The organism is Pedobacter cryoconitis (assembly GCF_014200595.1).
GTDB classification, from domain to species: Bacteria; Bacteroidota; Bacteroidia; order Sphingobacteriales; family Sphingobacteriaceae; genus Pedobacter; species Pedobacter cryoconitis_C.
Window position 1 is genome coordinate 1,339,365 of the sequence record NZ_JACHCG010000001.1, and the last position, 12,279, is coordinate 1,351,643.

General features: G+C 33.4%; 12 protein-coding genes. 11 read left to right on the forward strand and 1 reads right to left on the reverse strand.

The features are described from left to right. Nucleotides 1-25: 25 nt before the first annotated feature. The 9 genes from HDE70_RS05430 (at nt 26) to HDE70_RS05470 (ending at nt 8,360) form a co-directional block, all read left to right on the forward strand. The gene (locus HDE70_RS05430; RefSeq protein ID WP_183865663.1) at nt 26-1,057 is read left to right on the forward strand and encodes a GntR family transcriptional regulator; all 1,032 of its coding nucleotides are present in this window, start codon (nt 26-28) and stop codon (nt 1,055-1,057) included. 154 nt (nt 1,058-1,211) lie between these two features. Beyond that, nucleotides 1,212-2,993 carry a type VI secretion system Vgr family protein gene (locus HDE70_RS05435; RefSeq protein ID WP_183888534.1) on the forward strand — a complete coding sequence of 594 codons (1,782 nt, stop codon included), beginning with the start codon at nt 1,212-1,214 and terminating at the stop codon, nt 2,991-2,993. Between the two features lies 1 nt (nt 2,994). Beyond that, a complete protein-coding gene (locus HDE70_RS05440) occupies nt 2,995-3,930 on the forward strand; it encodes a hypothetical protein (RefSeq protein ID WP_183888536.1) in 936 nt (311 codons plus the stop codon). After that, complete coding sequence (locus HDE70_RS05445; protein WP_183888538.1) at nt 3,930-5,087, forward strand: DUF4280 domain-containing protein; 1,158 nt, start codon at nt 3,930-3,932, stop codon at nt 5,085-5,087. The genes HDE70_RS05440 and HDE70_RS05445 overlap by 1 nt, the downstream gene beginning before the upstream one ends. An 8-nt stretch (nt 5,088-5,095) precedes the next feature. Then, a complete protein-coding gene (locus HDE70_RS05450) occupies nt 5,096-5,758 on the forward strand; it encodes a hypothetical protein (protein WP_183888540.1) in 663 nt (220 codons plus the stop codon). 81 nt (nt 5,759-5,839) lie between these two features. Then, entirely contained in the window at nt 5,840-6,391 is a 552-nt protein-coding gene (locus tag HDE70_RS05455; RefSeq protein ID WP_183888542.1) for a hypothetical protein, read from the forward strand. Nucleotides 6,392-6,419: 28 nt separating this feature from the next. Then, nucleotides 6,420-6,968, forward strand: a complete 549-nt coding sequence (locus HDE70_RS05460; protein ID WP_183888544.1) for a hypothetical protein — start codon at nt 6,420-6,422, stop codon at nt 6,966-6,968. 98 nt (nt 6,969-7,066) lie between these two features. Next, nucleotides 7,067-7,642, forward strand: coding sequence for a hypothetical protein (locus HDE70_RS05465; RefSeq protein WP_183888546.1), 576 nt, complete (start codon nt 7,067-7,069; stop codon nt 7,640-7,642). A gap of 331 nt (nt 7,643-7,973) precedes the next feature. Further along, nucleotides 7,974-8,360 carry a hypothetical protein gene (locus HDE70_RS05470; RefSeq protein WP_183888548.1) on the forward strand — a complete coding sequence of 129 codons (387 nt, stop codon included), beginning with the start codon at nt 7,974-7,976 and terminating at the stop codon, nt 8,358-8,360. Between the two features lie 179 nt (nt 8,361-8,539). On the opposite strand, the gene HDE70_RS05475 is transcribed toward HDE70_RS05470, so the two are convergent. Next, nucleotides 8,540-9,124 carry an RNA polymerase sigma factor gene (locus HDE70_RS05475; protein ID WP_183888550.1) on the reverse strand — a complete coding sequence of 195 codons (585 nt, stop codon included), beginning with the start codon at nt 9,122-9,124 and terminating at the stop codon, nt 8,540-8,542. Nucleotides 9,125-9,470: 346 nt separating this feature from the next. Between HDE70_RS05475 and HDE70_RS05480 the strand changes: the two genes are divergently transcribed. Together HDE70_RS05480 and HDE70_RS05485 are read left to right on the forward strand one after the other, a co-directional pair. Further along, a complete protein-coding gene (locus tag HDE70_RS05480) occupies nt 9,471-11,888 on the forward strand; it encodes an outer membrane beta-barrel family protein (RefSeq protein WP_183888552.1) in 2,418 nt (805 codons plus the stop codon). A 90-nt stretch (nt 11,889-11,978) separates the two neighbouring features. Next, nucleotides 11,979-12,134 (forward strand): hypothetical protein, encoded by a 156-nt coding sequence (locus HDE70_RS05485; protein WP_183888554.1) that lies wholly within the window; start codon nt 11,979-11,981, stop codon nt 12,132-12,134. The last annotated feature ends 145 nt before the right edge of the window (nt 12,135-12,279 follow it).

Here is a 12,279-nt window from a genome sequence, read left to right on the forward strand (position 1 = left end):
GGTTTTATATTTATTTTTTGTACTAATGAAAACAGCCGATTTTTTCAAGTTTATACACGTAGATGAATATTCTGCAACGCCTAAGTATTTACAACTTAGTGATTCTATTATTGAAGCGATAGAGGATGGTATATTGAATAAGAATGATATCCTTCCTTCTATCAATGAATTGAGCAGTGTGCTGGAGATTTCCCGTGATACGGCAGAGAAAGGGTATAAGTATCTGAAAAAACAGGGGGTAATCTTATCTGTTCCTGGAAAGGGGTTTTATATTGATAATACAGAGTTCAAGAAAAAGATAAAAATATTCTTATTATTTAATAAGCTGTCTGTGCATAAAAAGATCATTTATGATTCTTTTGTGGCTGCACTGGGGGATGATGCGCTGATTGATTTTTACATTTATAACAATGATTTTTCAATCTTTAAAAAGCTGATACTGAATAAAAGGACTGAATATTCTCATTATGTGATCATTCCGCATTTTGTAGAGGGAGGGGAAGATGCGCATCAGATTATAAATACGATCCCTACAGAGAAGTTGATTTTATTGGATAAAAAAGTACCGGGTGTGGTTGGTAATTATTCTGCGGTTTATGAGAATTTTGAGAAGGATATTTACAGAGCTTTGATCCAGGCGAAGGAACAACTGGAAAAGTATCATACTTTAAAGTTGATATTTCCTCAAAAGAGTTATTTTCCAAATGAGATTATAGATGGATTCAGAAGATTCTGTCAGCAATACGCTTTTAATCATTTGGTAGTTAGCGATGTGGAAAATGAAGTTATTCAATCTGGTGAGGCTTATATCAATTTGATGGAGGATGACCTGGTCGTTTTGATTGAAAGGATTTTATCAATGGATTTGCAGATGGGAAAAGATGTGGGGGTAATTTCTTACAATGAAACGCCACTGAAGAAGTTTTTGCTGAACGGCATTACAACGATTTCTACTGATTTTAAAATGATGGGGACTATTGCAGCAGAGATCATTAAGAGTCAGAACAGGCAGGATCAGGAAGCTCCGTTTTATTTGACGTTAAGGCCTTCGTTGTAATTGGTGTTTGTTTTTTCTTTTTTTTTATGCCAATTGTTTTAAGGTTGTATTAATATATGATTAATTAATATTGTAATTTATTTCTGTTTTGGAACGATAATTGGTTCGTGTGGATTACCAAATATTTAATCTGCTGAGAGGCAGCGCTCGAAACATGGAAAATAATTTAATCAAGGAGATCAGTATAGGGGATAAGACTATTTCTCATTTTAGCTCTTTCACTCTTCAACAACATTTTAATGCGCATCATTATTTTGAACTCAGGTTTAATCATGATGAAATGGGTGCGCCAGGGTTAATTAATCTGGACAATAGCAGGGACTTTGTGGGTAAGACATTAAGCGCATCTTTTGGCTATGTGCTTGGCAAACAACAGGTTTTTGCTGGTTTAGTCACCAAGGTTGAATTGACACAAAGTAATGGATATCATGGTGTATTGGTTGTAAGTGGATATAGCCCGACTATACTAATTGACCGCGGGCCTGATTTAGGCTCTTATCTGGATAAGGATTTAAGCACGATTGTGCAGTTAGCTACACATGATACTCCTGCCAATGATTTGCGGATAGTTACCAATGCAACCAGGAAAAACCCGATAGATTATGTGATTCAGTATCGTGAGAGTGATTTTGAGTTTTTGAACCGGCTGAGTGGCGAATACCATGAGTGGTTTTTCTACGATGGTATGAGCCTTAATTTCGGTAAACCGGATACGCAGAAGGAAGTGAGTTTGTTTTATGGAAGGGATGTGAATAGTTTGCAGTATGCGATGGAAGTTGCGCCGATAAAGAATAAAAGGTTTGCTTATAATCCAAAGCAGGACGAGATGCTGCAAAGCGAAAGTTCTGGTAAAGCTGATGGCAGGCCGGATCTGGTTCATGCGATTAATGCTTCAAATACGACCTATAGTAAGACTTTTAATCAACCTTCTTTGGTTAGGGTTGATAATGGAAGTGATATTAAGAATTTGGTGGATAATGAGGAAAAAGCGAATATCAGCCAACTGTTGAAAATAAGTGCGAGTGGTGATAATCCGGAAGTTTCGCTGGGAGCGATCGTAGATATCACCATGAGCCTCAGGCAAGAAGTGTCCTTTATAACAGAAAGTCTGGGTAAATTTCTAATCACCTCGGTGAATCATACGATTGATGACAGGGGACATTATGTAAATACTTTTGAGGGGTTAGTTTCTACCACAGAGCGTCTGGTTGTTAAGAATTATAAAAGACCTGATCCGGATATGCAGCTTGCTGATGTGCTGGATAATGATGATCCGCAAGGGCAGGGCAGAGTGAAGGTAAAGTTTAAGTGGGCTTGCCAGACCAATGATCCGAGTGAGTGGTTAAGGGTGATGAGCCCGAATGCAGGGAGTGGGGATACAGGTTCGAATCGTGGTTTTCATGTGATCCCTGAAAAGGGCGACCAGGTTATGATTGCTTTTGAGGAAGGGAATATTGCAAGGCCGGTTGTGTTAGGAAGTGTTTATCATGGCAAAAATGGCGATAGTAAAGGGTTTAAGAATAGTAATGTGAAGGGATTGAGTTCGAGGATGGGGAGTTGTTTGACTTTTGACGATTTGAATCATGCGCTTCATTTGGGAACTGATGGTTCTAATTTTATTGATATTAAGAATGGAAATAAGCTGGTTGAGATAGTAGCGGGTGAGAAAGTTATTATCAGATCAGGGGAAAGTAGTATTACGCTCAATTCTAATGGTACAATTGATTTGATTGGAAAGATTATCAATATTCAAGGTACCGATGCTATTAATGCGAACGCTGATCCGTTGAAAGGGGCAAAAGTTAGTATTGGGTCTTTTGATAACACTGAAATAGAAATTAAATCTAGTAAGCAAACCACTAAGTCGAGCGGCGAAATAATCAGTGGAGCTTTGGGTGAACAAAAAATTGAAGGACAACCTGTAAATATAAATTAACATGAGCAGATTTACTTTTTTCGGTACAGAAAATACGAATATCCCAGAAAAGGTTGAAGTTGTCGATGTTCAACCACTCAATAATAATATACTTTTTAAAGAGGGTGAAGCAAAGTACAGAAGTGTACAGCTTGCAGTAATTAAAATGAATGGTATTATTGAAAACCATGTAGAAACAAAACTAGAATACCACGTTAAAAAATATATTAACATTGGTAAATTGATGGTTAGAGTTACTCTTGCAGATCAAATAGTTGCGATTCAACCTTCATATTTGCAGGAAAATTTGGATCTGATGAGCAAAATTGATGTGATTAAAAGTAATGCATTGGTGGTTGTGAGTCCAGAAACAGGAAAGATATTACGGATTGATAATATGGATGAAATTAAAGCGAACTGGCTGGCTTTTAAAAATGAAGTAAAGTCCAGTACATCGTTTGTGAAGTCACCAGAAATGAGAGCCAATATTGATACTTTTCTAGTTAACGTGGAACAACAAATGACTGAAGAGAATATTCTCCTTGATTTTCAGGTTCGTCCATTTTTCGATCTGTTTTTTGATAACTATCTGGTAAATGATCAATTTATAATGAAGCCGTTTACTAAACTTTATTATTCTCAGTTATTTGATCGGCTGCCTGTTGACTTTAAGGTCACAGAGGAGATTGTTGATGAAACACCTACTTCAATCAGCATTTTAAAAGATGGACGATTAGTAGAAGGTAATCCTCATCTCGTTGATTTTGAAAAGATTTATGATTCAAGGTATAAGCCCAGTATTGGTTATAAGTTTTCTGGCTATGATTATAATCACGAGACAAGGGTTATATATGATTTGAACGAAAATATGCTGAGTGATGCTAATATGGTAATTACTGAGGAAGTGAAAAATAATATTGAATTATTTGTGGATTATAAGTTACAAAGAATAAAATAATGGGAAGCTCATATTTACCATCTGGTGTAATGATCAATTGCACCTTAATGACTGTAACTAAGCCTCAGAATCTTGGAGTTGTCAGGTCTAATAAAACTGTAATTAATACTAAACGTGCAGCATGGCTGAATATTGATGATAAAAAAGTCAGTGTAAGTTTTGTCTGTAAGTCTCCGGCTAAATTCTGGGGAGGTTTGGGAGCAATGTTAGTTGGAATTGCCGTAGGGATTATTTGTATTGCTGTTGCTGTAGTAGTGGTTGCAGCAATTGTAGGTACAGGTGGAGTTGCTGGGGTTATTTTGGCTGGAATGGCTGCATCTGTAACTGGTGCTACTACGGTAATTGCTGGAGTAGTTGCAATTGCTGGTGCTGTATCCATAGCAATAGGGGAATATAAAGTGGCGCATGAATGTGACTGTTCGTTGGAAGCAGGATCTGAGTGGACGTTACCTCATAATAAGGTTACATTCAATCAAAAAAAAGCTCTCCTTCAAAGTTCCATTTTAAAATGTGTAAAAGGAGGAATGATACAACCTTTTATTAGCCCTGTTATAGCTCATAAGGCCGCGGTTAAATTTTCATCGAATAATAAAGAAGAAGTTGATCAACATCTCAAACAGCAGGCTTGGATGGGCTTTGTGAGTGGTTTAAGTGGTTTGGGTGATCCAATAGGAACAGGAATTGGTGTTGGTTTTGCGGGGTGGGAATATGTTGAAGGTAATGATGATAAAACATTAGCAAACGAAGGCAGTACTGCTGATGAAGACTATAAAACAGACGTAGGTAATACGGTTAGAGATAATAGTGTTGGGACAGCTGTGGGGGCTGGAAAAGGAACTGCCGATGTTGTGAAAACTATGACTACCCAAAATCAAACTATTATCAGAGAGTTGATGGAGCAGGGGGCAACCTATGATCAGGCAGCTGCATTTTCCAGATTTGGTGAAAAGACTTTTAAAGGAGAATTCTCAAAAATGGGTGCAGGTTTAGGTGTTGGACTAGGCGTTGGACTAGCTGGTTCTGTTGCCAATCACTATATTGCTAAAAGTTATAAGGAAAATAAGGTAAAGCTAATAGAAGATACTTTGAAGAATGCACGTAATATGCGTAGTGAAGATAGTGAAAATAATGAAAATGTTATCGCAAGTAAATCTTAATATTAAATATGAAAAAAATACTGCAAATCTCCAGTGTTAGCCTTCTCGCAGTAGGACTGATTTTTGGTAGATATATTGGCCGTTGGTTAGTTAATATCTTTGATAATCCAGATACAAGTATAAATGATGGACGTTTGCATCTTGATGAATATCTGTCAAAGTGCGACACAGTTAGTTTAAATATAAAAAAATACACTGACTCAACAAGTTATTTTGAAGTAAAGGCTAAATTTAATCCTTCGTCGGCTGACAACACTGCTTTCGCTTATAAAAATGAAATTACTTTTTATAGTGATTCTCTACATAAATATTTTTCTATTTTTTATTTTTTCAGCAATCCTGAATTACATCATCTATTTGGTTTCTATTATACAAGCGCTATTAAGAATCCAGGTGGTGATATTATTGCCACTGTGAATAAACTGGATTTTAATGATGCCTCTTATGGGACTAAAGAGAAACCAATACCAATAATTTACTTCCAATTGAAGGAAGGAGAATCAAATACATTTTATAGTATGGCTAAAGGAAATAATAAGAGTGATTTTCATGGTTCTGAAGCTGATTTTAAGAAGTATATATTAAATTCCAATGCAGGTTATTACCTGTCTTATGTGAAAAGTAAAGAAGATTTTGAAAAGATGTTCGGTAAAGAAAAGAAGGTTAAATAGTTTTGAGATAGCTAATAATTTTTATGTTACGTTATTAAAGGTGTAATTATCTGATGTTGTTATTGACAGTGAAAGAAAACAATGACTAAAAATAATCGTAACTCTTATTCAGGTGTCTGGGGTTTGTTTCTGGCTCCTTTTCTGATATATGGAATATCTTTGTTATTCTCCCCTTTGAACCCTACTGAACAAGAATTAAATAAATATATTAAAGGATCGGACAGTTTGACCTTAAAAATCGATAGGTTAGTCATCTTCCATTTTGGTGACGGAAAGAAGAAAATAAATAATTCTATTCCTTATTTTACAAACTTCCGTAAGAACCGATATAAAGATTATACAGAAATCTATTCTTCTACCTACAATAAATATTTTGTGGCTGAAAACTATAATAATAATGGACAATCTTTATTTAGCATAAGAGAATTTAAAACTATTTCTGGAATGATAAATCTAGATGAGCTTAAAGATTCTTCATTTGGTACTCGTGAAAAACCTATTCCAATATTATGGATAACTGGCGATTCCAGTTTTTCTGAATCTGGTTATAAATATAATGTAAGCGAGTATTTAAAGTTTTTTAAAGACAGACAAAAGTTTGATAAAGAGCCTTGTATGGTTTGTGCTTTTTAGTTTAACATCTTAATCTCTAACAAAGCTAATGATTAAAAAGAATCGAGGTGTAAATTCATATTCTTTGGGGATTTTTTTAGCTCCTTTCACAATATATGGAATAGCTACGCTTTTTTCTCCAGCTAGCCCATCAGAAGAGCGAATCAACGATTATATTAAAAGATCAGATAGTTTGTATTTAAAAATTGATAGGCTTGTGGTATTTGATTTTGGAGGCGGAAAAAAGAGAATTGATAATTTTATGCCATATTTTACCAATTTTAGGAAGAATAGGTATAAGAATTATGTTGAGTTCTACTCGTCTACTTATAATAAATATTTTGTGGCCGAGAATTATACTAAAACACAATCTTTAGGGATTGTAAGTGATGCTAGCCATATTTCTGGAATGATTAATTTAGATGAGCTAAAAGATTCTTCATTTGGTTCCCGAGAAAAGCCTGTTCCAATATTATGGTTAAGAGGTGGAACTAATTTTTATGAGTCTGATTACAGATTTAATGTAAATGAATACTTAAGGTTTTTCAAAGAGCGAAAACCGTTTAATAATGAGCGGTGCATGGTTTGCATCTTTTAGTTTTCCTTGACAATTTATAAGTTTAAAATTGACAGTATATGTGTTTTGTATAGAAATGATTAATTGAAATTTTGTGTCATAAAATACCAAGTCCGCCTATGAAAAAAATACTGCAAATCTCCAGTGTTAGCCTTCTCGCAATAGGACTGATTTTTGGTAGATATATTGGCCGTTGGTTAGTGAATATCTTTGATAATCCGGATACTGGTATAAATGATGGACATTTGTATATTAACCAATACTTGTCAAAATGTGATACAATCACGCTAAATGTGAAAAATTTTGCTGACTCAGCGAGTTATTTTGAAGTGAAAGCTAAATTTAACCCGTCTTCAGCAGATAACATGGCTATTGTTTACAAGCATGAGATTAAGTTTTACAGTGACTCTCTTCATAAATATTTTTCTATTTTCTATTTTTTTAAATATTCTTCCATGGATGAAGTGTTTGGAATGTACTTAGTTAGAGCAATTAAAGATTCTGGAGGAAAAATTATTGCAACTGTTAATAAACAGGAACTTGCAGATAGTACTTATGGGACTAAAGAAAAACCTATACCAATAGTTTATTTTCGTCTGTTAAAAGACGAGTCTTATACGTTTTATAGCCTGATTAAAGGTGAGGGTAAAGGTGATTTTCCTGGAAGTGAGGATGATTTAAGAAATATATGCTAAACTATAACATAAGTCATTATTTGTCATATGCAAAAAGTAAACAAGATTTTGAAAAGATGTTTGGAAAGCAAAAGAAGCTTGAATAGAAATGGATAAATGAAAAGAGTTCTGCAAATTGTAAGTATATGCATTCTCGCACTCTCGGTCTTGTTTTCAGAAGATACGTAAGCCGTTGGTTATTAAATGTATTTGATAGTCCCAATACGAGTATTAATGATGGTTATTCGAATCTTACTAGTTATTTATCAAAATTTGATACTATTGATGACGGTTCACTTTTAGCACTCATCCCGTTTTATGTTATGGTTCTTACATTATTAACTTTATTTATATGAAAAAAATATTAATAGGAATATTATGTGCTGTCTTTTTAGTAGCTGTTGTTAAAATCTGTTATAATATGTTTGATAGCAAGAATGACAGTACAAATCCATTAGCACTTCAGGATGAATTGGAGTCTGGAAAATCCGACTATAATCTAGGGACTGAAGCAATGAATAAAAATCAGTTTCAAGAAGGTGAAAAAAGATTTCTTGAAGTTCTAAAAAGAAAGGATAAACTTGAAAAAGACGTTTATTTAAATACACTCGTAAATTTGGGGATTTGTTATGTCAGACAAGCTAAATATGACCAAGCCAAAATTTATTGGACACAGGCAGCTAATTTAGGGGATCGGGATGCAATTGATAATTTGAAGAAATTAGAAATTAGAAAATAGAAGCGATAAATAGATCCTGTTGCTGCTAAAAATCAGACTAAAATATCATTAGGTATTATTAGTGAAGCAAACTGCATTTTTGTCTAATTGTAATTAGATTTTTAATTTATGGGAATACAGTATGCATATACTGGTGGCTTTTTCATTTTTGTAAAAGGGAAATTTGATACAATTATGTATTACAGCAGGATAATTAAGAGAAAAGATGCTATAAAAGCAAGTACTGTTTTTAATATAGTTAAAGCGCGATGCATATGACTTTTAACGGTGTGCTCTGAAAGGCCGAGTTCTATTGCTATTTGTTTTCTGTTAAGATTGCTTTTTCTGCTAAGTTCAAAAACCTGGCGCATTTTAACAGGAAGGGTAGCTATTTCAGATTCGATTAAACCTGACATATTATTATGACGTAACAAATAGTCTGAATCAGTCTGATAAGATACCAGACTTGAAAAACGTTCTATATATAGGTTAGAAACCTTTTTATGTCTGAACAAGTCAAAGATCTTATTCTTTAATACAAAATATAGATATGCCGAAGGCTCTGAGGAGATTTTGAGTTCTGCTCGTTTTTCCCAAAGCATACTAAATACCTCATGTATGAGATCTTGTGCTTCTTCTTCACTACCCGTTTTTCTGCAGGCAAAAATGAATAAACTGTTCTGATATCGATGGTAAATCTCAGTATAAGCCTTTCTATCCCCTGTTTTCAGGTGGTGAAATAATTCATTATCGCTAGTCTTAGAGAATTTTAGAGCTTTATCCAATTTATTTAAATTTTATTTTTAAAGTTTTGGCACTTCTATGCCAGAATTGTAATCGATCAGTTTGATCAGATCAATCGATAACTTATAATTTCAAGTATAATGTATTTGTTATAGAATTGTGTTTTTATTACGCGAACCTTCGTTTTTTTTAGGTAAACACATACATTATACATATTATGTTAATTTTCTAGTTTTTATTGGTTAAATTTTTTATCATTTATATAATTTTAATTGTTGTAATGTTTGTTTTTATTGCACCCTTACATCTTAATTAAACGTTATGTATTAAAAAGGGACTAATTGCTGGCGCTAAATAAATAGTGAAGTATATTTTATCTCCCTGTAATTGGAGAAGGAATACATGATAAAAGGATATATTTTCATTTGTTTGCTGTTTTTTTTAACTGCTGGTAATGTATACGCACAATCACATGTCAAAGGGCAAGTTAAAGATTTGAATGATCGGCCAATTGAGCTTATAGAGGTTTTGCTTCAAAGTAAAGACTCCATAATTGTAAAAAATGAACTCACAAATATAGATGGCAAGTTTAGCTTAACAGTTGAAAAAGGAGTTTATCTGCTGTCTATTAGACAATTGGGGTCGATTCTATATCGTAAAGAGATTGATTTAAATCAAAATATTGATTTATCTGTCATAAAAATAAGTGAAACTCAGCGCCAGCTTAAAGAGATTGCTGTTATCTCTAAAAAGAAAATAATAGAGAGAAGAGTCGACAGAATAATCTTTAATGTCGAAAACAGTATTTCCGCCAGTGGGGGAGATGCGATTGATGCTCTAAAAATCACTCCCTCCATTAAAGTACAGAACGAGTCAATTACAATGATTGGTAAAAATAAAATGTCTGTAATGATAGATGATCGTTTGATAGATCTTTCAGGGGATGATCTGATTAACTTTCTGAAAACAATTAGAACAGATGATATTAAAGCTATTGAGGTAATTACGAATCCACCAGCCAAATATGATGCAGAAGGAAATAGTGGATTAGTAAATATCAAATTGAAAAAAGCAAAGTCAGACAGCTGGAATGCTTCCCTCAATAGTAGTTATAAACAATCAACTTATGCAACTTCAAGTAATGGAGGTAGTTTTAATTATCAAAAGAAAAGACTTTCATTCTTTACAAATCTGAATTATGTTAACGGATCAAAAAGAGGTATAGAACAAGAAGAAATAATCTATTCTTCGCAAACCTGGAACAATGAATTTAAGAGACATGTTTATACAAATATCTTCAGTGGCAGAGCCGGATTAGATTATAAGTTATCTGATAACTGGACTATTGGAGCTCAGTACCTGGGTAGCCTTAACAAGCCGCGAACAAATCAAGATGATCATACTATAATTACCAATAATGCCAGTCGAAAAGTGGATTCTTTGATTAATTCAATATCAAATGACTCTAAGAGAAACAATTCTAATTCTATCAATATACATTCTTTGGTCAAGTTGGATAGTTCGGGTAAGAATATTTCATTTGATCTGGATTATTTTAATTTAAATAATCATATTGACAGAGATTTTCAAACGCAAAATAGTTATTCTGATTTCACTCCAACGCCGGGTGGTTATAAATCTGCTACAAATTCAGGGTTTCAGGATATAAATATTTATTCGGCGAAAATTGATATAACTGATCCTCTAAAATGGATTAAATTAAGTTACGGGGCTAAAATATATTTCTCCAAAACAAACTATGATAATAACTATTTTGATACTTCTACGGGTGTCCCGGTATTTCAAAGCAACCAGAGTAATGCTTTTCAGTATTCAGAAAACACTCAGGCATTATATATTTCCGGGAATAAAAAACTTGCAGATAAGTGGGAATTAAAGCTGGGGTTAAGGGTTGAAAATACGCAAACAAAAGGGAATTCATTAACGCTCAGCCAGGTAAATACAAATAATTATATTCAATTTTTTCCGACAACCTATATCCAATATACATCAAGTGAGAACCACTCTTTTTCGCTGAATTTTGGAAGACGATTAGCAAGGCCAAGGTATAATGAACTTAATCCATTTAAAGTTTATTATAATCCTTATAGCTATACGCAAGGTAATCCATTTCTATCCCCTTCATATACCAATAATATTGAGTTTCAACATTCATATAAAGATGTATTATTTACTTCCCTGTCATTTTCTAATACCACAAACGGTATAGGGAATCCTCCTTTTTTTAATGAGGATACTAAAATTCAATATTTATTGGATTTGAATTATTATACAGCTAATAGTTATAACATAAGTGAAACTTATGTATTTAATAAACTTAAATGGTGGGAAAGTGAGAATCAGGGAAATCTATTCTATAAGACTACTCATATCACAAGAGAGCTCAATCTGAAAGGGAATAAGGGGTTTGGCGCATATTTTTCAACAAATAATAGTTTCACAATTAATAAAAATAAAACTATAAAAGGTGAAATAAATTTTTGGTATCAAACGCCCAGATATGAAGATATATATAAAACAGAATCTACTTCCAGTCTGGATTTAGGAATGAAATTTTTACTGCTGAATAATAGTTTGCAATTAGCAGTGATCGCCCAGGATATCTTCAAAAATGATATAACTAAATCTAAAACAGTATCCAGTAGTATTAACTATGGTTTTTCTGATTATAACGACAGCCGATATTTTAGGATTTCAGCATCTTATAAGTTTGGCAGCCGTAAGTTGAATCTTAAGCAAAGGAATTTTGGTAATGAAGAAGAAAAAAGAAGAGCGGACCAATAAAATGTAAATAGTACATATTAACTCAAAAAGGAAGAAACTGATGCCTACGTACAAAGAAAGTTAATCAATCAATTTCTAAAACATTAAAAAATGCTAGAAGAACAAATTAAAAAAGCGGCAGACTTCTTAGGAGTCAAAGTATTAAACACGCTTGAAGAAAAGTCTGTAGTTGGTGGAACCTTACCTCCGGCAGATCACCATGATCACACCGATGAGGGAAGACATCACTCTCACCATGACAGCTAGAGCTTTTATAATATCTGAACGATATTATAAATTAATGGAAGTGAAATAATTTCCACTCCCATATCCGGTTTTTCAGATTAAAATTAAGATCTAATTAGAAGTCGTTGCATGAAAGCTAATAGATTCTTAATATTTCATCTGTAAT